Origin of the sequence: Sphingomonas sp. CFBP 13706, from assembly GCF_014842355.1 — a bacterium.
Lineage (GTDB): Bacteria > Pseudomonadota > Alphaproteobacteria > Sphingomonadales > Sphingomonadaceae > Sphingomonas > Sphingomonas aerolata.
On the sequence record NZ_JACYVM010000007.1, the window covers coordinates 110,943 to 131,756 of the forward strand.

The following is a 20,814-nucleotide window of genomic DNA, read 5'->3' on the forward strand; positions in this document are numbered from 1 at the left end:
GCGGACATGAAAAAGCCTCCCCCGGACGGTCCGGGGGAGGCTTTTCTGTATCACCTATCGGGCGAAGTGCGTCAGGCGGTTGCGGCCTTCAGCTTGTCGACCAGATCGGTGCGCTCCCAGGTGAAGCTGTCACCCTCGGGCTCGCGGCCGAAATGGCCGTACGCCGCAGTCTTCTTGTAGATCGGCGCGTTGAGCTTGAGGTGCTCGCGGATGCCCTTGGGCGTCAGGCGGACGAGCTTGGGCAGGACCGCCTCGAGCTTGGCCTCCTCGACCGTGCCGGTGCCGTGCGTGTCGACATAGACCGACAGCGGCTCGGCGATGCCGATCGCGTAGCTCAGCTGGATCGTGCAGCGGCGGGCGAGCCCGGCGGCGACGACGTTCTTCGCCAGATAGCGTGCGACATAGGCGGCTGAGCGATCGACCTTGGTCGGATCCTTGCCCGAGAATGCGCCGCCGCCATGCGGGGCTGCGCCGCCGTAGGTGTCGACGATGATCTTGCGGCCGGTGACGCCTGCGTCGCCGTCGGGGCCACCGATCTCGAACGCGCCGGTCGGGTTGATGTAGATCGCGGTCTCGTCCGAGATGAAGCCTGCGGGCAGCACGTCGGTGAACACGCCCATGACATAGTCGCGCAGCTCGGCGTACTTGGCCGGATCGGGATTCTTGCCCTTTTCCGAATAGCCCGGCGCGTGCTGGGTCGAGACGACGAGCGCGGTCGCGCGGACCGGCTTCTCGTTCTCATAGGCGAGCGTCACCTGGCTCTTGGCGTCGGGCTCGAGGAACGGGGCTGCGCCCGAATGGCGATCGGCGGCCATCCGCTCGAGGATCTTGTGGCTGTAGTAGAGCGTCGCGGGCATCAGGCCCGGCGTCTCGTCGGTCGCGTAACCGAACATGATGCCCTGGTCTCCGGCACCCTCGTCCTTGTTGCCGCTCTCGTCGACGCCCATCGCGATCTCTGCGGACTGGCCGTGGAGGTTGTTCTCGAAGCGGAACTCGTTCCAGTGGAAGCCCGACTGCTCGTAGCCGATTTCCTTGACGGTGTTGCGGACGGCCGCCTCGATCTCGTCGAGCACGCCGTCGGCCCACTGGTCGTTCTCATAGATGCCCTTGCCGCGGATCTCGCCGGCGAGGACGACGAGCTGCGTGGTCGTCAGCGTCTCGCAGGCGATGCGTGCCTCGGGATCCTTGGCGAGAAACAGGTCGACGATCGTGTCGCTGATCTGGTCGGCGACCTTGTCGGGATGGCCTTCGGAGACCGACTCGGAGGTGAAGAGAAAGGACTTGCGCATGAAACCTCTTCGCAAAAGGCCCGGCGGTGGGGCACCGCGGAGCATCATATAAGGAAAGCTTTATATGTCCTTCTAGCGTTCGCGGCGGCGCAGGGCAACGGCCAAGGCGATCATCGCCGCCATGACCAGCCCCGCCGCCAGATTGCCGAGCCGCGCGAACAGCGTAACGGGCAGCGCGGGCGGCATCGGCAGCTCGGCCGCGCCCGCGGTCTCGTGCGCGACGGTGGCGAGCAGGCGGCCGTCCGCGGCGATGATCGCGGAGATGCCGGTCGGGGTCGCGCGGACGATCGGCAGCCCCTCCTCGATCGCGCGCATCCGCGCCTGCGCCAGATGCTGCGGCGGGCCCCAGCTGCCGAACCAGGCGTCGTTCGAGGGGTTGAACAACAGCCGCGGGCGGTGCGCGCGGTCGACCGTCTGGCCCGAGAAGATGATCTCGTAGCAGATCTGGATGCCGATCGAGCCGAAGCCCGCGAGCGTCAGGTTGCCCGGCCCGTCGCCCGAGGTGAAGTCGATGTCGCCGGGGACGAGCCGCGCGAGCCCGAGCGGTTTCAGCAGCCACGGCATCGGCAAATATTCGCCGTAAGGGACGAGATGCGCCTTGTCATAGCGACCGCGCAGCCGCGCCTGTGCGTCGATCGCGAACACCGAATTGGTCGCGCCCGCAATCCGGTCCTCGCGGTCGAACGAGAGCGACGTGCCGCCGGTCAGCAATATGTCGTCGGGGCCGAGCAGCCGCGCGATCCGGCGGCGCAGAGAGGCCGGGCTCGACCAGTCATAGGCGTAGAAGGGATAGCCATCCTCCAGATAGTCGCGCACCACGCCCTCGGGCCAGACGACGAGGCGGGGGGTGGCGCCGGGGGTGCCCGACAGCTTTTCGAGTGCGGACAGCACGCGTTCGCCGTCCGATTCGCTGCGATCCTCCTGGCCGATATCGGGCTGGACGACGCGGACGTGCGGGGCGTTGGCGGGCGCGGCGGGGGCGTCGGTCCACAGCGCCGACAGCGCGGCGAGCGCGAGCAGCGGGACGACGATCGCGGGCATCGCGACGCGACGACGGCTGAGCATCCACAGCGATCCCGCCGCGACGATCGTCACGCCCGACAGCGCATAGGTGCCGATCCACGCCGACAGCCGCGCGATGCCGATCGCGGGCAGCCACATCACCCCCAGCGGATCCCAGGCATAACCGGTGAACAGCACGCTGCGCAGCCACTCGGTCGCGATCCACGCGGCGGCGAAGACGAGGATGAAGGCGGGGTCGGGCGTCGCGGTCGTGCGGCGTCCGAACCGCCAGGCGAGGCCCGCGGCGACCATCGGGAAGACCGCGAGATAGAGCGCGAGCCCGACCGCGGCGAAATAGCCGAGCACCGGCGGCATCGCGTCCTGAAAGTCGAACGCGTGCTGGAACCAGTTGTTGTTGACGGTGAAATGCCCGAGCCCGAACAGCCAGCCGCGCCACAGCGCCTGGCGGAGCGTCGGTGCATCGTGGACGAGCGCGAGCCACGCGGCGACTGCGACGAGCGCGAGCGGCCAGAGATCGAGCGGCGCAAACCCCGTCGCGGCGATCGCGCCGAGCAGGACGCAGGCGAGCGCGGGGGAGGTGAGGGCGGCGCGGGCGGAAGAGCGGGTCACGCCTGCGCTATGGCGTGGCGGCGGGGGGCGGGCAATATCTGAGGATGCATCTGACGTGGCGGCGGGGCTGGATGGGGGTGCCGGGGTTGGTGCGGTGGGCGCTTTCGTTGGACTCGGTACCAACTCCTGAATCTATCCCCACACATGACCACCCCGGCGAAGGCCGGGGTCCAGCTGGGAAGGTCGCCGTGACGACGCGCAACCTTTAGTTACCACCGTCCCCCAACTGGGCCCCGGCCTTCGCCGGGGTGGTGCCATCTCCTTTGCGGGCGGCTGGTACTATATCGACAAATAGCATCGTGCAGGTCGCATCCCTTGCACCTCCCCGGCGGAGGCCGGGGCCCAGGTGGGAAGGTCGCAGTGACGACGCGCTGTCCTGCGTTACCACCGTTCCCCAATTGGGCCCCGGCCTTCGCCGGGGTGGTGTCATCTCCTTTGCGGGCGGCTGGTACTATATCGACAAATAGCATGGTGCAGGCCCCATCCCTTGCACCACCCCGGCGGGGGCCGGGGTCCAGCTGGGAAGGTCGCAGTAAGGACGCGATGTCCTTTGTTACCACCGTCCCCCAATTGGGCCCCGGCCTTCGCCGGGGTGGTGTAGAATGGGGTGGGGGGCCTTTCCAGACGGATAGCATGGTGCAGGCCCCATCCCTTGCACCACCCCGGCGGAGGCCGGGGTCCAGGTAGGAAGGTCGCCGTGACGACGTGCTGTCCTTCGTTACCGTCGCCCCCCAACTGGGCCCCGGCCTTCGCCGGGGTGGTGGAGAGGAGTGGGGGCGGTACTTGAGCGGCGGACGCGCGGGGGCATCGCATAGCGGGGGCGGGGTGACGGGAGGGATCATCCGCTCTATCCTGCCCGCATGACGCTGCGCCCCTTTCATCTCGCCTTTCCCGTCCATGACCTCGCCGCCGCGCGGGCCTTTTACGGGGGGACGCTTGGCTGTCCCGAGGGGCGGTCGAGCGATCACTGGATCGACTTCGACCTGTTCGGGCATCAGATCGTCGCGCATCTCGATCCGGCGGCGAAGGCGATCGCGGTCGAGAATGCGGTCGACGGGCATCAGGTGCCGGTGCCGCATTTCGGCGTCGTGCTGACGATGGACGACTGGATCAGCCTGTCCGAGCGGGTTGCGGCGGCGGGGGTCCGGTTCGGGATCGCGCCGCATGTCCGCTTCAAGGGCGAAGTCGGCGAGCAGGCGACGATGTTCTTTTGCGACCCCAGCGGCAACGCGCTCGAGTTCAAGGCGTTCGCACAGGACGCGATGCTGTTCGCACACTGAGGATCAAAGAATGTCCAATCCCATTTCGGTCGATATCCCCCACAAGCTCGGCAAGGCGGGGGTGCGCTCGCGGCTCGACAGCGGCATCGACACGATCGGGTCGAAGATCCCCGGCGGATCGGTGACCGATCGGCGCTGGGAGGGCGATACGCTGCACTTCACCGTCAGCGCGATGGGGCAGGTGATCGGCAGCAAGGTCACGGTGTTCGAGGACAATGTCCATGCGATCGTCGACCTGCCGGGGCTGCTCGGGTTGTTCGCGGGCAAGGTGCAGGACATGATCCGCAAGGAAGGGCCGAAGCTGCTGCGGTGAGGGTTTGCGGTGTGACGCCGCCCCGCTCGTCATCCTGACGAACGTCAGGACCCAGGGTTACACACGGTGCGCTCGTGATCCTGGGTCCTGACTTTCGTCAGGATGACGGGGGGAAGAAGGCACTTACTTCGTGCTGACGCGCCAGATCGTGTTGCCGACATCGTCGGCGACCAGCAGCGCGCCGCTCTTGTCGGTGATGACGCCGACCGGGCGGCCCTGCGCTTCGCCATCCTTGTTGAGGAAGCCGCCGAGCACGTCGACGGGCTTCGCGTTCGCCGCCGGGAAGCCGGTGTCGCCGAACGGGATATAGACGACCTTGTAGCCCGAGAGCGGCTTGCGGTTCCACGAGCCGTGCTCGCCGACGAAGACGCCGTTGGTGAAGCGGTCGCCGAGTTTCGCGTCGCCCGCAAAGGTCAGGCCGAGGGCGGCAACATGCGGTCCGAGCGCATAGTCGGGACGCTTGGCATATTGCTGGAGCGCAGGGTTCTTCGGCTCGACCCGATCGTCGGGATAGCCGCCCCAATAATACCAGGGCCAGCCGAAGTGATCGCCGAATTCGACCTGGGTCAGATAGTCGGGCGCGAGATCGGAGCCGAGCATGTCGCGTTCGTTGACGACGGTCCAGAGCTGGCCCGACTTGGGGTTGATCGCCATGCCGTTGGGGTTGCGCAGACCCGCGGCATAGATCCGCCAGTTCTTGTCCTTCGGCCAGACCTGAAGGATGTTGGCGCGGTATTTCTCTGCGTCCATGCCGTTTTCGGCGATGTTCGACGCCGAGCCGACGCCGACATAGAGCGTCTTGCCGTCGGGGGCGGCGATCACGTTGCGCGCCCAGTGATTGCCGCCGCCGTTGAGCGGGATGACACGCTCGGGCTTGGCGGTGATCCGGGTCGCGCCCTCGGTATAGGGCACGCGGACGAGCGCGTCGGTGTTGCCGATATAGAGCTGGCCATCCATCAGCGTCATGCCGAAGGGCGAGTTGAGCCCGGTCATGAAGGCCGAACGCGTCTCCGCCACGCCGTCGCCGTCCGCGTCGCGCAGCAGCGTGATGCGGTTGGCCGAGGGCACGCCCGCACCCGCGCGGCCCATCAGGAAGTTCATCACCGTCGTGACGATGCCGGGACCTTTACGCGGCGGCGAATTGGTCTCGGCGACCAGCACGTCGCCATTGGGCAGGCGGTAGAGCCAGCGCGGATGATCGAGCCCGGCCGCGAACGGCTGGACCTTCATCCCCGCCGCCGCGGTCGGCATCGCGCCCTTGGGCCAGCCGACCGCCTTGGCGACGCCGATCGTCGGCAGCATCTGGATCCGCGGCGCGGTGATGTCGGGCCGCTTGCCGGTGACCTGGTTGACGTCGAGCCGGGCGGTATCGGGCCAGGCGAGCCAGGTGAACCCGGCGATACCGACCAGGATGATCAGCCCGAGCACGATGAGGATGTGTTTGCGCATGTGGGAGAGTTAGGCGGGAGTGCGGGCGGGGGCAATGGCGTGATTGCGGTTGGGCATCCCGCGAGCTTCGTCATCCCCGCGGAGGCGGGAATCCAGAGGGGCAGGGTCTGCGTGCTGTCGGATGGTCAGCCGGTATGGGTTCCCGCCTTCGCGGGAATGACGAAGGGGCAGGCGGGGGGGGGGGGGCGGGTCGTGTCGGCCGACGCACCGCCCCCTTCGTGTCAGTCGTCGTCTTCGACCAGCACGACCGGGGGGTGGAGGCGGAGGCGGTTGACGCGGCGTTCGTCGGCTTCGGTCACTTCGAGCTTCCAGCCGCTCGGATGATCGACGCATTCGCCGATCTGCGGGACATGGCCTGCGAGCAAGGCGGCGAGACCGCCCAACGTGTCGATATCGCCATCGACCTCGGCGAGCCGCGAATCGATCAGTTCGGCGGCATCCTCGAGCTCGGCGCGGGCGTCCGCGTCCCAGGCGCCGCCGTCGATCGGCGTCATCAGCACCTGCGGCGCGTCGTCATGCTCGTCCTCGATATCGCCGACGATCTCCTCGATCAGGTCCTCGAACGTGACGAGACCCTCGGTGCCCGAATATTCGTCGAGCACGATCGTCAGATGGACGTGCTTCTGGCGCATGTCGGCGAGCAGATCGAGCGCGCCGCGCGACATCGGCGCGTAGAGCGGCTCGCGGATCAGCCCGGCGAGCGTCGTCGGATGCTCGGCGCCGGTCGCGAGGATCGTGAAGACGTCCTTGATATGGACCATGCCGATGATCGTATCGAGATTGTCGCGGTAGACCGGCAGGCGGCTGTGGCCGGCCTCGGCGAACAGCTTGACGAGGTCGGCGAACGACGTCTCCTCCTCGACCGCGATGATGTCGGCGCGCGGCACGCCGACATCGCCTGCGTCCCGCTCGCTGAAATGCAGCAGGTTGCGGACCATCTGGCGCTCGAGCGGGGTGAGATCGCCCTTGGCATCGGGGGCGGGATCGCCCTCGTGCCGGTCGATCGCATCCTCGAGCTGGTCGCGCAGTGATTCGTCGGGGGCACCGAAGATCAGGCCTTTCAGCCCGCGCCAGATACTGTCGGTACTATCGCCGTTTCCGGCATTGGGGCCATCGGCCATCGTGGTCGTCAGTCCTCTGTGATGAGATAGGGATCGTGGAGCCCGAGCGCGGCGAGCGCGTCGCGTTCGATCTGCTCCATACCCTCCGCCTCGTCGTCGTCCATATGATCATAGCCTAGCAGATGCAGCGTGCCGTGCACCATCAGATGCATTGCATGATCCTCGACCGAGATGCCGCGCTCCGCGGCTTCCGCGACGCAGACACCGTGCGCGAGGATGATGTCGCCGAGCAGCACCTCGCCATCGTCCGAATTCTGCGCGATCGTCTCGAGCAGATCGGCCTGGACCATCGGGAAGGACAGGACGTTGGTCGGCTTGTCCTTCTGGCGATATTGCTTGTTGAGCGTGTGGACCTCGTCGTCGGACGCGAGCCGGAACGAGATCTCGACCGTGGCGGCGCCGGTCAGCAGCTGGCCGTGCGGGGTGCGTTCGATCGCCGCGGTCGCGGCGCGCTTAGCGAGGCCGTCCCAGTCCTGGTCGGGCCAGGGAGCCTCCGAAGAGAGCGCGATTTCGAGCATGCGGGTCCTTCCGGCGGAAACGTCAGGACGAAATCATTACACAGGTGGCAAAGTTCCGCACCCCTTACGGTATGCGGACGGCCCGGCGGCTATCCCGGCATGTCCGGGACAGCCGCGCAGGGATCAGGCGTCGCTGCCCTCATAGGCTTCGACGACGCGGCCGACGATCGGGTGGCGGACGACGTCGCCGACGGTGAAGCGGCACATCGAGATGCTCTCGACCCCCTCCAGACGACGGACCGCGTCGGCGAGACCCGAGGCGGCGACGCCGCCGGGGATGTCGACCTGCTTGGGATCGCCGCAGATCACCATCCGGCTGTTCTGGCCGAAGCGGGTGAGGAACATCTTCATCTGCGCCGGCGTGGTGTTCTGCGCCTCGTCGAGGATCACGAACGCGTCGGCCAGCGTACGGCCGCGCATGAAGGCGATCGGCGCGACCTCGATCTCGCCCGAAGCAATGCGGCGTTCGACCTGCTCGGCGGGGAGGCAGTCGTAGAGCGCATCGTACAAGGGGCGGAGATAGGGATCGACCTTCTCCTTCATGTCGCCGGGGAGGAAGCCCAGCCGCTCGCCCGCCTCGACCGCGGGTCGTGAGAGGATCAGGCGCTGGACGCTGCCGGTGATGAGCTGCTGGACCGCCTGCGCGACCGCGACATAGGTCTTGCCGGTGCCTGCCGGCCCTAGCGCGAAGATCATGTCGTTGCTGGTCAGCTCGCGCATGTAGTGCGCCTGCGCCGGGGTGCGCGGGACGATCGTCTTCTTGCGCGTGCGGATCATGATCGGCGGGGCAGCGCCGCCGCCGGCATCGGCGCGGATGATGCCTTCGAGCACGGGTTCGTCCGCCATCGCGATCGACGCGTCGACGAGGCCGGTGTCGACATCTTCGCCGCGCTGGATCCGGGCATAGAGATCGTGGAGCACGTCGCGCGCCTTGGCGACCTGTTCCGCGGTGCCCTCCAGACCAATCTTGTTGCCGCGCGCGGTGATGTACACACCGAGGCGGTTTTCGAGCGCTACCAGATTCTGGTCGTACTGGCCGAAGAGCCGGACGAGGAGTTGGGGCTTGTCGAACAGCAGTTCGACTCGGGCGCGGTCACCGGACTGGGCGGGAACGGGTTTACGGCTCATGCGGTCCTTTCGGGGGCAGACGTGTCGGATCGGTGATTGGGTATGGTCGGGCCGGCACGCATCACGCCTGGGATGGCGTTCGACCAGAGATGAGCATGGGAGCCCGCGCGTTCAAGCGGCGCCGGGGCGCCTGGCTGGCGATGATTCGAGTCGCGTGGGCGAAGCTGCATCGAGGGGGAGTGTGGCAGGGGATTCGGGTGGGGGACAGCGGTAGTTTTGGTGTGGTGTGCGAAGGTGCGGGGGGCGTTGCCTGAAAGCCTCAGGGGGTGGGCCGGCGCGCGCGATTTCCACGATCACCATACCACCCCGGCGGGGGCCGGGGCCCAGTGGGGAAGGTCGATGTAACGGAGGATCGTCCGTCGTTATGTCCGTTCCCCAACTGGGCCCCGGCCTTCGCCGGGGTGGTGGTAAAAGGTGGGGGCGGTTTCAGGCGGCCTGCGCGATGCGTTCGATGCCGGTCAGCGAATTGGGACCGGCCGCCGCGAGCGTCACCTCGACCAGATCGCCGATCGCGTGGTCGCCGATCAGGTGGACCGATTGCAGCCAGGGCGACTTGCCGATCAGCTGGCCGGGGAGCTTGCCGGGGCGTTCGAGCAGCACGGTGCAGGTGCGGCCGACGGTGGCGGCGTTGAAGGCGTGCTGGTCGCGGTTGAGCGCGGCCTGGAGGCGCTGGAGACGCTCGTCCATCACCGCCTCGGGGACCTGCTCGACGATCGCGGCGGCGGGGGTGCCAGGGCGCGGGCTGTATTTGAAGCTGTAGGCCTGCGCATAGCCGACCGCGTCGACGAGGCTCAGCGTGTCCTCGAATTCGGCATCGGTCTCGCCGGGGAAGCCGACGATGAAGTCGCCCGACAGCGCGATGTCGGGGCGCACCGCGCGGACGCGGTCGAGCAGGCGGAGATAGGAATCGCGGGTGTGGCTGCGGTTCATCGCCTTTAGCACGCGGTCGCTGCCCGCCTGGACGGGGAGGTGGAGGAACGGCATCAGGCTCTCGACGTCGCGGTGCGCGTCGATCAGGCCCTGCGTCATGTCGTTGGGATGGCTGGTCGTATAGCGGATCCGCGCGAGGCCTGGGATGCGGTCGAGGTCGCGGATCAGGTCGTGGAGACCGCGCGTGTCTTCCGACCACGCGTTGACGTTCTGGCCGAGCAGCGTGATCTCGCGCGCCCCGGCGTCGACCAGCGCCTTGGCCTCGTCGACGATGGCGGCGAAGGGGCGGCTGATCTCGGCGCCGCGGGTGTAGGGGACGACGCAATAGGTGCAGAACTTGTCGCAGCCCTCCTGCACAGTCAGGAACGCAGACGGCGCGACCTTTCGGCGGGTCGGGAGCGCGCCGAACTTCGACAGCAGCGGCATGTCGGTGTCGAGCGACGGCGTGCCTGCCGCGGCCTTGGCGACGAGGTTGGGGAGGTTGTGATAGGCCTGCGGGCCGACGACGACGTCGACCTTGGCGCGAGTGAAGATCTCCTGCCCCTCGGCCTGTGCGACGCAGCCGGCGACCGCGATCATCGGCGTCTTGCCGTTCTTGCGCAGCTGGTCCTTGCGCAGCCGGCCAATGTCCGAATAGACTTTTTCGGTCGCGCGCTCGCGGATGTGGCATGTGTTGAGCACGACGATGTCGGCATCGACCGCATCGGCCTGGGTCAGCCCGTCGGCGGCCATCAGTTCGGCCATGCGCTCGCCGTCATAGACGTTCATCTGGCAGCCGAACGACTTGACGTGATAGGTCTTGGGTTTCGAGGTCATGCGCGCGCCGTACCAAATTTGTGTGCGTGGGGGGAGGGGCGTTGCTGTTCGTTCGTGAGAGCACGCTGCGATACGCACGATCTGTACCTCCCCGGCGGAGGCCGGGGTCCAGTTGGGTGACGTTGCTGACTTAGGGCAACGCTTCGTTACTGCGACCTTTCCAACTGGGCCCCGGCCTTCGCCGGGGTGGTGTTTGGGGGCGGGGTGAGGGCAACGCGCTTCCCCTTACAGAATAGTCAAAGGGCTTCGATGCGGCGGCGGGCTTCGGTGGCGATGGCTTTGCGGTTGCCGTGGTCGGCAGGGGCGAAGGGTTCGGCGAAGTGCAAGGTCGCGACGAAGCTGCCGCGGCGTTTCAGGACGCGGGCGGCGTGGTGCTGGCCGGGTTCGTCGCCGACCCAGGCGAGCTCGTGCGTGGCGGGGCCATAGTCGATGCGGACCGGCTGGACGCGGACGCCGGGCGGGGGCGGGTCGAGCGCGGCGAGCAGCGCGGCCTTGAAGGGGAGGAGCGTGACGCCGTCACCGGTCGTGCCCTCGGGGAAGAGCGTAACGGGCCAGTCGCGCGCGAGCGTGTCGCGGAGCTGCGCGATCTGTGCGGTCACCGCCATGCGATCGGCGCGGCTGACGAAGATGGTCGCGTTCAGCGTGCAGAGCCAGCCGACGAGCGGTACGCCGCGCAACTCGGCCTTGGCGATGAACGCGGTGCCGGTCGCGCCCGACAGCAGCAGAATGTCGATCCAGCTGAGATGATTGGCGACGAACACCACGTCATGGCGCAGCGGCGTGCCGACGATCCGTCGCCGCGCGCCGACGATCCGGCCGACTAGCCCGAGAAAGCGCGGCGGCCAGGGCGATCGCCGGCCGAACAGCCGCCACAGCCCGTGGACCGGCAGCGCGAGCAGCAGCGCGATCACCAGCGCCGCGAGCCGCGCGACGAGACGCAGGCGCCCGATCGGATCAGTCCTTGCGGGGCAGCGCGACGCCGTAGAGTTCCATGCGGTGATCGACCAGCCGGAAGCCGAGCTTCTCGGCGATCGCCTTTTGCAGCTGTTCGAGCTCGGGATCGACGAATTCGATCACCTTGCCGCTCTCGACGTCGATCAGATGGTCGTGATGCGCCTCGGGCGCGGGTTCGTAGCGCGCGCGGCCGTCGCCGAAATCATGGCGGTCGAGAATGCCCGCCTCCTCGAACAGCCGCACGGTGCGATAGACGGTCGCGATCGAGATGCCGGGGTCGATCGCGGACGCGCGCTCATAGACCTTCTCGACATCGGGATGATCATCCGCTTCCGACAGGACGCGCGCGATGACGCGGCGCTGCTCGGTAATGCGCAGGCCCTTCTCGTTGCAGAGGGCTTCCAGATCGATCTTGCGCGGCATGTGTCATTCCCTTGGTAAACCCCCATGTAGGCGGTTAACGCTGTTGCGAAAAGGGATAGTGACTCGCAATAAGCCTCAGCTGCCGAGCGCGCGCGAATAGGTGTGCGCGTCATGCGCCACCCCCGACCGGCCACGGTAATAGGCGCGGCGTTCGCCGACCTTGGCGAAACCGTGCGCGGTGTAGAGTTGGACCGCCTCATTGCCAGCGCGCACCTCGAGATGCAGCGTGGCGACGTTCGCGGCGATGCAGTCGGCGATCACCGCGCCGACCAGCGCGCTGCCGATGCCGCGGCGGCGCGCATCGGTCGCGACCGCGATCAGCAGCAGCTCCGCCTCGTCGAGCACGGTCCGCGTCATCGCGAAGCCCGCGGGGCGATCATCGACAAAGGCAAGGACGAGCTGGATGCCGGGCAGCGCGAGCACGCCGAGGCACTGGGTCCGCGTCCACGCCTCGCCATATGCAGGGTCGAACGCGTCGCCCATGAGCGCGTCGACGATCGCTAGGTCGCGCGCGTCGCCCGCACGCAGCACGACCGCGGATGCCGCGTCTTCGTCGGAGGGCGGGGGCACGGCGCGGGTCGCCATCAGCGCGGCACCGCCGGACGGACCGCGGCGGGCTTCGCATCGGGCGCGCGGCCGTAGATCGGGACGGGCGGCAGCACGGTGAGCGTCTCGGGCAGCAGGATCGCGGCGCTCGCATCGGGCAGCGCCTCGGTCAGGTCGAGATCATCGGCGAGCGCGGCGAGCCACCGCACGCCATTGCCGACCGCGCGCCGCCCCGCCAGCGCCGCGAGCGCCGCGTCGGGCTTCAGCGACACCATGTCGGTGCGCGGCGACAGATCGGCGGCAAAGCACTGCATGAAGACCTCGCCATGCCCGCCCTCTAAAACTACTGCAATATCATCGGTTAAGCGATCGTCGAATCCCGCCGCAGCGACCAAAGGCAGCGACGAGAAGCCGGTGACCGTCGCCGACCAGCCGAGCGCGAGGCCGCGCGCGGCGGCGATGCCGACGCGGACGCCGGTGAAGCTGCCAGGGCCGACATCGACGAGGATGCGGTCGGCGCGGCCGCCGCCGGGGAGCGCGGCGATCATCGGCACGAGCCGTTCGGCATGGCCGCGCCCGACGAGGTCATGCGTCCGCGCGACGATCACGCCGTCATCGGCGAGCGCGACCGAACAGGCGGCGGTGGACGTCTCTATGATCAGCGTGCGCATATCGGTAATCCCTCTCCCCTCCGGGAAGAGGGCGTCATGTCAGGCGATGCTGTTGAACTTCGCGAAGTCGGGGCGCGGCGACCTGGCGAAGATCGTCGCGGGATCGCCATAGCCGAGCGTCGCGATGAAGTTGGTGCGGATCGCAGGCGTGTCGGCGAAGAACGCGGCATCGACCTTGTCCGCGTCGAACCCCGACATCGGTCCGGTGTCGAGCCCGAGCATCCGCGCGGCGATGATCAAATAGGCGCCCTGCAGCGTCGAATTGCGGAAGGCGGAGGTCGCGCGCAGTTCGGCGCTGCCCGTGAACCAGGACTTCGCATCGGCGTGCGGAAACAGCTCGGGCAGATGCTCGTGGAAGTCGGTGTCCATGCCGATGATCACCGAGACGGGGGCGTTCAGGATCTTGGGCTGGTTCTGCGCGCTGCACGCGTCGGCGAGCCTCTGCTTGGACTCGTCGCTGACGCACCAGACCAGCCGCGCGGGCAGCTGGTTGGCGGACGTCGGACCCCATTTCATCAGGTCCCAGATCGCGTGCAGATCGGCCGTCGCGACCGGCCGGTCGGTATAGCCATTATAGCTGCGCGCCTCACGGAAGACCGCGTCGAGCACGGCGTCGGGCTGCGGACCGCGCGGGGTCATCAGACGGCGCGCACTTCGGTGACTTCGGGGACGTAATATTTCAGCAACTGCTCGATGCCGTTCTTGAGCGTCGCGCTCGACGAGGGGCAGCCGGCGCACGCGCCCTGGAGCTGGAGGAACACCTTGCCCTTGTCGAAGCCGCGATAGACGATGTCGCCGCCGTCATTGGCGACTGCAGGACGGACGCGCGTCTCGATCAGGTCGCGGATCTGCGCGACGATATCGGCATCGGCGGGGTCGTCGGTCAGCACGGTATCGTCGGACGGCACCGAGAAGCCTGCGCTCGCGGGGCGGAACAGCGGCATCGCGGCGGAGAAATGGTCGAGCATGATCGCGAGCACGTCGGGCTTCAGATCCGACCAGGCGACGCCGGGCGCGGCGGTCACCGAGACGAAGTCGCGCCCGAAGAACACGCCGGTCACGTCGCCGAGCCGGAAGATCGCATCGGCGAGCGAACTCGCCTCCGCCTCCTCGGGGGTGGCGAAGTCGCGGGTGCCGGACTCCATGACGGTGCGTCCCGGCAGGAACTTCAACGTCGCGGGGTTCGGGGTGGATTCCGTTTCGATCAGCATGGGGTGCATGTGGCGACGGGGGGCGGAGGGATCAAGCAAACTCTTCTTTGGCACCGGCATAGCGTTTGAGCGGCCGGATGCCGTCAGACGTCGAGCTGTTTCACCGCGGCGTTCCAGTCGCCGATGTTGCGGACCGCGTCCTGGACGAAGGCGGAGCGGCGGACGACGTTCAGGAAGGCGTCGGCGATCCACTTGCCCGGATTGCGCAGTGGCCGCTCGAACTGGATGAGCAGGACCACGCGCGTGCCGCTCGTGTCGTTCCAGACCGCGTGGTTGTAGGTGTCGTCGAACACCAGCGTCTCGCCCTCCGACCAGCGCACGGTGCGGTCGTGGACGCGCATCCGGACGTCGCCGTCGCGCGGCACGATCAGGCCGAGGTGGCAGGTGATCAGCCCCTTGGTCACGCCGCGATGCTCGGGGATGTGCGTGCCCGGCGCAAGAATCGAGAAGAAGGCGCTGTTGAGACCCGGGATCTGCGCGACGAGATCGCGCGTCCGCGGGCAGCGCACCAGATTCTCGTCGATCGGATAGCCATAGCCCCAGAGGAAGAACGAGCGCCACTTGTCGATCTCGGCGATCGCGCGGTGATCGGGCGAGATCGTCGCGAGGCTGGGCGAAGCCTCGCCGCGCAGCGCGACCGCGACCGCCTCGTCACGGATATCGCGCCAATGCTCGCGCAGCAGCTGCGTCCAGGCGAAGTCGCGGACGTCGAGCACCGGATCGTTCGAGACCAGCGACGAGCTCGCGATCAGCCGGTCGAACACGCCGCGCAGATGCTTGCCGACGCGGATGATCAGCGGCCGGCCGGGTTCCGCCGCGAGCGGCGCGCCGGGCCGGGGCGCACCCGAAATAACCGTCAGATCGGGGGTGCGGTGGGGGGTGCTGCGGGGATCACGACCAGAATTTCGCCACATTGCCGGACCCGTCGCGGTCCCGGTCTTCGCCCTGACTTCGGCTTGCATTCGCACTCCACTCTTCGTCGTTCGCTCGTACCGCGCGCCCGTATCCGCGCTTGCAGGTGATTGAGATAGCGCGGCTATGGGACGAAATGATGGCGCGGCGCGCGCGACGGGCACGGCGCTGGCGGTCGGCGGCCGGGGGCGCTACAGGACGGCATGGCGTTTACCCCCCGCGCGCTCGGCGCTCCCGTCTTCCTGTCGCTCGTGCTGTGTCTGGCGATCCCTGCCATCGGCCAATCGGGGACGCGGCCCGCGTCCCGCGCCAAGCCGCCCGCGGCGGCACCTGCTGCACCCGTCCAGCCGCAGACCGTGGCGATGCCCGGCGAGGCGCCGACGCTGCCGGGGCTGCCCGGGATCGACACGACCGCGTGGCTGTACAAGGGCAGCGATCTCACCCGCGACCCCGAATGGAAGTTCGGCACGCTGCCCAACGGGCTGCGCTTTGCCGTGCGCAAGAACGGCGTCCCGCCGGGCCAGGTGTCGGTCCGCGTCCGCGTCGATGCCGGGTCGCTGAACGAGAGCGATGCCGAGCGCGGCTATGCGCATTTCATCGAGCATCTGTCGTTCCGCGGGTCGAAATACGTCCCCGACGGCGAGGCCAAGCGCGTCTGGCAGCGGTTCGGCGCGACGTTCGGATCGGACACCAACGCGCAGACCACGCCCGTCTCGACGACCTATAAGCTCGACCTGCCCTCGGCGAGTGAGGCGGGGCTCGACGACAGCCTGAAGATCCTGTCGGGGATGATGGAGCAGCCGGTGCTGACCGATGCGACGGTCACCGCCGAGCGCCCGGTGGTGCTCGCCGAACAGCGCGAGCAGCCAGGACCCCAGGTGCGGATCGGCGATGCGATCCGATCGACCTTCTTCGCCGGCCAGCCGCTCGCGGACCGGTCGCCGATCGGCAGCATCAAGACGCTCGAGGCCGCGACCGGCGCGAGCATCAAGGCGTTCCACGATCGCTGGTACCGGCCCGAGAACACCGTAGTCATCATTTCGGGTGACATGGACCCGGCGCTGTTCGGACGGCTGATCGTCAAGAACTTCGCGGACTGGAAGCCGGTCGGCGCGTTCACCGCGGCGCCCGATTTCGGCAAGCCCGATCCCGCCGCCCCCGCCGCACAGGCGATCGCCGAGCCGTCGCTGCCCGCGGTCGTCACGCTCGGCGTGGTCCGGCCCTGGGTGTACAAGGACGACACCGCGATCATGAACCAGACGCGGCTGGTCGACGTGCTGGCGACGCGGCTGATCAGCCGGCGGCTCGAGACGCGCGCACGCGCCGGTGGCAGCTATCTCCAGGCGGGGGTGTCGATCGACGACGTGTCGCGGTCGGCGAACCTGACCAGCGTCAACATCGTGCCGATCGGGACCGACTGGGAAGCGGCGCTGAAGGACGTGCGCGCGGTGATCGCCGACGCGCAGACCAACGCGCCGAGCCAGGCCGAGGTCGACCGCGAATATGCCGATTTCGACACGATCATGCGCACCCAGGTCGAGACCGCGCGGGTCGAGGCGGGCGCGCGCCAGGCCGACGACATGGTCGGTGCGCTCGACATCCGCGAGACCGTCGCGGGACCGGAGACGTCGTACAAGATCCTGCAGGACGCCAAGGCGAAGGGCATGTTCACCCCCGCCACGCTGCTCGCGGCGTCGAAGCGGATCTTCGAGGGGACCGCGACGCGCGCGCTGGTCAACACGATCACGCCTGACCCCGCCGCTGTGGCCAAGCTCGAGACCGCGCTGAAGGCCGATGTCTCGGGTCTCGCGGGGCTGCGTCGCCAGCAGAATGCGGTGACGTTCGCCGCGCTGCCGCCGCTAGGCAAGTCCGGCGTCGTGTCGTCGCGCGAAAAGATCGCCGCGTTCGACATGGAGCAGGTGACCTATGCCAATGGCACCCGCCTGCTGCTGTTCCCCAATACGGGCGAGACCGGCCGCGTCTATGTCCGCGTCCGGTTCGGGCGCGGTTACAGCGCGATCCCGGCGAACAAGCCGAGTCCGGCCTGGGCGGGCGACCTCGCGCTGGTCGCGGGCGGGATCGGCAAGCTCGACCAGGGCGATCTCGATCAGCTGACCGCCGGGCGTCGCATCGGCCTCGATTTCGGGATCGACGACGACGCGTTCACGCTGGGCGCGCTGACCTCGCCTGCGGATTATGCCGACCAGCTGACGCTGATGGCCGCCAAGCTCGCCTTCCCGGCATGGGACGCGGCGCCGGTCGCGCGCGCGCGGGTCGCGGCGCTGGCGGCGTTTGCGGGCTATGAATCGTCGCCCGACGGCGTGCTGTCGCGCGATCTGGAGAAGCTGTTGCGCGCGGGCGATCCGCGCTGGGGCACGCCGTCGCGCGAGTCGGTCGAGGCGCTCAATGCCAAGGACTTCCGCAAGTTCTGGGAGCCGCTGCTCAAGACCGGGCCGATCGAGGTGTCGGTGTTCGGCGACGTGAAGAGCGAGGAGGCGATCGCCGCGGTCGCCAAGAGCTTCGGCGCGATCGCCGCGCGATCCGCGTCGACCGCGGTGGCGGCGCCGGTGCGCTTCCCCGCGCATGTCGCGACCCCGGTGATGCGCACGCATACCGGCCCGCAGAACCAGGCGGCGGCGGTCATCGCCTGGCCGACCGGGGGCGGGATCGAGGCGATCACCGAGAGCCGTCGTCTCGACGTGCTGGCACAGGTGTTCGCCGACCGACTGTTCGAGCGGCTCCGCCAGGCGGCGGGCGCGAGCTACAGCCCGAACGTGCAGAGCCAGTGGCCGACCGGGATGAACAGCGGCGGTCGCCTCGTCGCGATCGGCCAGGTCGCGCCGGAAAAGGTTGCGTTCTTCTTCGAGACCGCGCGCAAGATCGCCGCCGAGCTCGTCTCGACGCCGATCGCCGATGACGAGCTGCAGCGGATCAAGCGGCCGATGGGGCAGTACATCATGCGCGCCTCGACCGGGAACCAGTTCTGGATGCAGCAGCTCGGCGGGGCGACCTATGATCCGCGGCGGATCGACGCGACCAAGCGGATCGCCGAGGACCTGGTGTCGACGACGCCGGCCGACCTGCAGGCGGTCGCGGCGAAATATCTGCGCCCCGACCGCGACTGGACGATGGCGGTGGTGCCCGCCGCGGCGCCCAAGCCGGCGGCGAAATAAGCGGACCGGGAGGGCGCGTGCCGGTCGGTGCGCGCCCTTCGCCGAAGAAAATATCCTCGCGCAACGTCGGGCCGCGGGGATCGATCCGCACCACCGGATCGATCGTCATGCCGCGGGCGTTTGAACCTGATTCATACCCGGGAGTGTATTGATGAAGAAGACGTGGTTAGCGCTGGCGGGTGCCGGCGGGTTGGGCGTNTGCGGTCGACAACAATGCGATGAGCACTGCGGGCGTATCGCTGCGCAATCTGGGCGAAACCGAAGTCGCAGCGCCGGCGCCGCCCGCGCTGACGGTCAAGGGTGACCCGATCCCGACCCCGTCGGACACCGCCTCGCGCTATTTCCTGCTGCGCGAGCGCCGGGCGATCGGCGGCACGGTGATCGCGATCATCCGCCAGGAGCATGCCGGCCGCGTCGCCTATGCCCGCACCGAGGTCGATTGCGAGCGTCGCCTGTTCCACGTCCTGGGCGTCGCGCCGCGCCGTTCGCTGGTCGAGACGAGCATCGCCTATGACGGTCCGTTGCGCCCGATCGCCGGGCTGCCGCTGCGCGAGGAGCTGGCGACCTATGTCTGCAAGCGCAGCAACCTTCCGCTCGGCGCAGCATGAGCAGGTGGGGGCCCCAATAGGGTCCCCCCCATTCGTCAGCCTTTGAGGTAGAGCGCGTCGAGCCGGTCGCCATAGGCCTGGCGGATGACGTGGCGGCGGATCTTGAGGCTCGGCGTCAGCTGTTCGTTCTCGATCGTGAACGGCCCGTCCGCCAGCACGAACCGGCGGACGCGTTCGGTGACGGTCAGATCCTTGTTCACGCGCTCGATCGCGTGACCCAGCGCGGTCCGGAACTCGCTATTCTCGGCCAGCCTGCTGAAATTGCACGCATCGCCGTTCGACGCGCACCATTGCTGCGTCCATTCGGGATCGGGCACGATCAGCGCGACCATATAGGGGCGCTTGTCGCCGGCGATCATCGCCTGGACGATCTCGGGCTGGAGCGTCAGCATCCCCTCGATCTTCTGCGGGGCGACATTGTCGCCCTTGTCGTTGATGATCAGGTCCTTCTTGCGGTCGGTGATGCGGATGCGACCCTGCGCGTCGATCTCGCCGACGTCGCCGGTGTGCAGCCAGCCGTCCTTCAGCACCTTCGCGGTCTCGGCGTCGTTGCGCCAATAGCCGTGCATGACGAGCTCGCCGCGGACCAGGATCTCGCCGTCCTCGGCGATCCGCACCTCGGTATCCTTGAGCGGCGGGCCGACCGAGTCCATCCGCACGCCCGCCTTGGGGCGGTTGCACGAGATGACGGGCGCGGCCTCGGTCTGGCCATAGCCCTGGAGGAAGGTGAGACCGAGCGATTCGAAGAACAGCCCGACCTCCGGATTGAGCGGCGCGCCGCCCGAGATCATCGCCTTCAGCCGGCCGCCGAACTTCTTGGCGATCTTGGGCTTGAACAGCGTCGCGACCGCGGCCTGCGCCGGCCGGTCGATCAGGCGGAGCTTGCCCGCATAGCGCCTGGCGCCGATGTCGAGCGCGCGGGCGAGGAGATAGGCGGACGCGCCGCCCTGTTTCTCGATCGTCTTCGAGATGCGCGTGCGCAGCACCTCGAACAGGCGGGGGACGACGAACATGATCGTCGGGCGCGTCTCTTCGATGTTGGCGGCGAGCTTTTCGAGGCCTTCGGCATAATAGATCTGACCGCCCAAAGAGATCGGGAAATGCTGGCCGCCGGTATGCTCATAGGCGTGGCTGAGCGGCAGGAACGAGAGGAACACCTCGTCGTCCCAGCCGAAATCCTCCGAGATCACCGCGGCGCAGCCCGCGCAATTGTGCAGGATCGCGCCGTGATGCTGCATCACGCCGCGCGGGGCGCCGCCGGTGCCCGAGGTGTAGATGATGCAGGCGAGATCGTCGCGGGTGAAGGTCGCGCGCGCCGCCGCGGTCTCGGGCGTGGTCGGGTGCGCGGCGATCAGCGCGTGCCAGTTGTGGAAATCGATCGCGGCGGGGACTCGCATGTCCTCGAGCCCGATCACGATCTGCGCCTGGTTCGAGCGCAGGACGGCGGGGAGCACCGTCTTGGCCAGCTTCGCGGTCGAGACGATGATCGCGCAGGCGCCCGCATTCTCGATGATGTGCAGGTGATCGCGTTCGGTGTTGGTGACATAGGTCGGCACCGTCACGCAGCCCGCCGCCATGATCGCGAGGTCGCTGAGGCACCATTCGGGGCGGTTCTCGCTGACCAGCATCACCCGGTCGCCGCGTTTCAGCCCGATCGCGGTCAGCGCGCTGGCGAGGCTCGCCACCTGTCGCGCGGCGTCGGCCCAGCTGGTCGCCACCCAGGCGCCGCTCTGCTTGGTCCAGAGGAACGGCGAGTCGCCCCTCTCCGCGGCGCGCGCAAAGAACATGGTGACGAGGTTGGGGAAGGGTTCGAGCTGGCGGGGCATGGTCTCTCCTGGGG

At 68.2% G+C, this 20,814-nt stretch carries 18 protein-coding genes; 3 read left to right on the forward strand and 15 right to left on the reverse strand.

All coding sequences use genetic code 11. The features are described 5' to 3' along the window. Positions 1–71 precede the first annotated feature (71 nt). Positions 72–1,289 (reverse strand): methionine adenosyltransferase, encoded by a 1,218-nt coding sequence (gene metK / locus IFS44_RS14150; RefSeq protein WP_031438941.1) that lies wholly within the window; start codon positions 1,287–1,289, stop codon positions 72–74. 72 nt (positions 1,290–1,361) lie between these two features. Next, entirely contained in the window at positions 1,362–2,921 is a 1,560-nt protein-coding gene (lnt, locus tag IFS44_RS14155; RefSeq protein WP_192098900.1) for an apolipoprotein N-acyltransferase, read from the reverse strand. A gap of 860 nt (positions 2,922–3,781) precedes the next feature. Between lnt and IFS44_RS14160 the strand changes: the two genes are divergently transcribed. Beyond that, positions 3,782–4,201 carry a VOC family protein gene (locus IFS44_RS14160; RefSeq protein WP_107931918.1) on the forward strand — a complete coding sequence of 140 codons (420 nt, stop codon included), beginning with the start codon at positions 3,782–3,784 and terminating at the stop codon, positions 4,199–4,201. Between the two features lie 10 nt (positions 4,202–4,211). Continuing rightward, positions 4,212–4,514, forward strand: coding sequence for a polyhydroxyalkanoic acid system family protein (locus IFS44_RS14165; protein ID WP_031396320.1), 303 nt, complete (start codon positions 4,212–4,214; stop codon positions 4,512–4,514). Between the two features lie 123 nt (positions 4,515–4,637). On the opposite strand, the gene IFS44_RS14170 is transcribed toward IFS44_RS14165, so the two are convergent. The 12 genes from IFS44_RS14170 to IFS44_RS14225 all read right to left on the reverse strand — a co-directional run bounded on the left by IFS44_RS14170 (position 4,638) and on the right by IFS44_RS14225 (position 15,243). After that, positions 4,638–5,963: a PQQ-dependent sugar dehydrogenase gene (locus IFS44_RS14170; protein WP_192007540.1), complete on the reverse strand. Its 1,326-nt coding sequence runs from the start codon at positions 5,961–5,963 to the stop codon at positions 4,638–4,640. Positions 5,964–6,184: 221 nt separating this feature from the next. Then, positions 6,185–7,084 carry a hemolysin family protein gene (locus IFS44_RS14175; RefSeq protein WP_192098901.1) on the reverse strand — a complete coding sequence of 300 codons (900 nt, stop codon included), beginning with the start codon at positions 7,082–7,084 and terminating at the stop codon, positions 6,185–6,187. An 8-nt stretch (positions 7,085–7,092) separates the two neighbouring features. Then, a complete protein-coding gene (gene ybeY, locus IFS44_RS14180; protein ID WP_031438936.1) occupies positions 7,093–7,602 on the reverse strand; it encodes an rRNA maturation RNase YbeY in 510 nt (169 codons plus the stop codon). Between the two features lie 123 nt (positions 7,603–7,725). Next, complete coding sequence (locus IFS44_RS14185) at positions 7,726–8,730, reverse strand: PhoH family protein (protein WP_192098902.1); 1,005 nt, start codon at positions 8,728–8,730, stop codon at positions 7,726–7,728. A 426-nt stretch (positions 8,731–9,156) separates the two neighbouring features. Then, positions 9,157–10,476: a tRNA (N6-isopentenyl adenosine(37)-C2)-methylthiotransferase MiaB gene (gene miaB / locus IFS44_RS14190; RefSeq protein ID WP_192098903.1), complete on the reverse strand. Its 1,320-nt coding sequence runs from the start codon at positions 10,474–10,476 to the stop codon at positions 9,157–9,159. 236 nt (positions 10,477–10,712) lie between these two features. Next, the gene (locus tag IFS44_RS14195) at positions 10,713–11,387 is read right to left on the reverse strand and encodes a lysophospholipid acyltransferase family protein (protein WP_342366429.1); all 675 of its coding nucleotides are present in this window, start codon (positions 11,385–11,387) and stop codon (positions 10,713–10,715) included. Between the two features lie 43 nt (positions 11,388–11,430). Then, positions 11,431–11,853: a Fur family transcriptional regulator gene (locus IFS44_RS14200; protein WP_192098904.1), complete on the reverse strand. Its 423-nt coding sequence runs from the start codon at positions 11,851–11,853 to the stop codon at positions 11,431–11,433. Positions 11,854–11,928: 75 nt separating this feature from the next. Beyond that, positions 11,929–12,438, reverse strand: a complete 510-nt coding sequence (locus IFS44_RS14205) for a GNAT family N-acetyltransferase (RefSeq protein WP_192098905.1) — start codon at positions 12,436–12,438, stop codon at positions 11,929–11,931. Further along, positions 12,438–13,070: a tRNA (adenosine(37)-N6)-threonylcarbamoyltransferase complex dimerization subunit type 1 TsaB gene (tsaB, locus tag IFS44_RS14210; protein ID WP_192098906.1), complete on the reverse strand. Its 633-nt coding sequence runs from the start codon at positions 13,068–13,070 to the stop codon at positions 12,438–12,440. The genes IFS44_RS14205 and tsaB overlap by 1 nt, the downstream gene beginning before the upstream one ends. Positions 13,071–13,109: 39 nt before the next feature. Beyond that, on the reverse strand, positions 13,110–13,709 hold the full coding sequence (locus tag IFS44_RS14215; RefSeq protein WP_192098907.1) for a malonic semialdehyde reductase: 600 nt from the start codon (positions 13,707–13,709) through the stop codon (positions 13,110–13,112). Next, entirely contained in the window at positions 13,709–14,281 is a 573-nt protein-coding gene (locus IFS44_RS14220; protein ID WP_031396534.1) for a NifU family protein, read from the reverse strand. The genes IFS44_RS14215 and IFS44_RS14220 overlap by 1 nt, the downstream gene beginning before the upstream one ends. An 83-nt stretch (positions 14,282–14,364) precedes the next feature. Further along, the gene (locus IFS44_RS14225; protein ID WP_107045656.1) at positions 14,365–15,243 is read right to left on the reverse strand and encodes an aspartyl/asparaginyl beta-hydroxylase domain-containing protein; all 879 of its coding nucleotides are present in this window, start codon (positions 15,241–15,243) and stop codon (positions 14,365–14,367) included. Positions 15,244–15,396: 153 nt separating this feature from the next. Here IFS44_RS14225 and IFS44_RS14230 point away from each other — a divergent pair, with 153 nt between their 5' ends. After that, complete coding sequence (locus IFS44_RS14230; protein ID WP_192098908.1) at positions 15,397–18,366, forward strand: M16 family metallopeptidase; 2,970 nt, start codon at positions 15,397–15,399, stop codon at positions 18,364–18,366. 643 nt (positions 18,367–19,009) lie between these two features. Here IFS44_RS14230 and IFS44_RS14240 read toward each other — a convergent pair. Further along, positions 19,010–20,800 (reverse strand): AMP-dependent synthetase/ligase, encoded by a 1,791-nt coding sequence (locus IFS44_RS14240; protein ID WP_192098910.1) that lies wholly within the window; start codon positions 20,798–20,800, stop codon positions 19,010–19,012. Positions 20,801–20,814 lie beyond the last annotated feature (14 nt).

Excerpts from the sequence above, each read along its gene's own strand:
- IFS44_RS14230 (WP_192098908.1), top strand. The coding sequence starts at position 15,397 with ATGGCGTTTACCCCCCGCGCGCTCGGCGCTCCCGTCTTCCTGTCGCTC.
- IFS44_RS14220 (WP_031396534.1), bottom strand. The coding sequence starts at position 14,281 with ATGCTGATCGAAACGGAATCCACCCCGAACCCCGCGACGTTGAAGTTC.
- IFS44_RS14165 (WP_031396320.1), top strand. The coding sequence starts at position 4,212 with ATGTCCAATCCCATTTCGGTCGATATCCCCCACAAGCTCGGCAAGGCG.
- IFS44_RS14205 (WP_192098905.1), bottom strand. The coding sequence starts at position 12,438 with ATGGCGACCCGCGCCGTGCCCCCGCCCTCCGACGAAGACGCGGCATCC.
- metK (WP_031438941.1), bottom strand. The coding sequence starts at position 1,289 with ATGCGCAAGTCCTTTCTCTTCACCTCCGAGTCGGTCTCCGAAGGCCAT.
- ybeY (WP_031438936.1), bottom strand. The coding sequence starts at position 7,602 with ATGCTCGAAATCGCGCTCTCTTCGGAGGCTCCCTGGCCCGACCAGGAC.
- miaB (WP_192098903.1), bottom strand. The coding sequence starts at position 10,476 with ATGACCTCGAAACCCAAGACCTATCACGTCAAGTCGTTCGGCTGCCAG.
- IFS44_RS14240 (WP_192098910.1), bottom strand. The coding sequence starts at position 20,800 with ATGCCCCGCCAGCTCGAACCCTTCCCCAACCTCGTCACCATGTTCTTT.
- IFS44_RS14185 (WP_192098902.1), bottom strand. The coding sequence starts at position 8,730 with ATGAGCCGTAAACCCGTTCCCGCCCAGTCCGGTGACCGCGCCCGAGTC.
- IFS44_RS14215 (WP_192098907.1), bottom strand. The coding sequence starts at position 13,709 with ATGACCCCGCGCGGTCCGCAGCCCGACGCCGTGCTCGACGCGGTCTTC.
- IFS44_RS14170 (WP_192007540.1), bottom strand. The coding sequence starts at position 5,963 with ATGCGCAAACACATCCTCATCGTGCTCGGGCTGATCATCCTGGTCGGT.
- IFS44_RS14160 (WP_107931918.1), top strand. The coding sequence starts at position 3,782 with ATGACGCTGCGCCCCTTTCATCTCGCCTTTCCCGTCCATGACCTCGCC.
- IFS44_RS14175 (WP_192098901.1), bottom strand. The coding sequence starts at position 7,084 with ATGGCCGATGGCCCCAATGCCGGAAACGGCGATAGTACCGACAGTATC.
- IFS44_RS14200 (WP_192098904.1), bottom strand. The coding sequence starts at position 11,853 with ATGCCGCGCAAGATCGATCTGGAAGCCCTCTGCAACGAGAAGGGCCTG.
- tsaB (WP_192098906.1), bottom strand. The coding sequence starts at position 13,070 with ATGCGCACGCTGATCATAGAGACGTCCACCGCCGCCTGTTCGGTCGCG.
- IFS44_RS14225 (WP_107045656.1), bottom strand. The coding sequence starts at position 15,243 with ATGCAAGCCGAAGTCAGGGCGAAGACCGGGACCGCGACGGGTCCGGCA.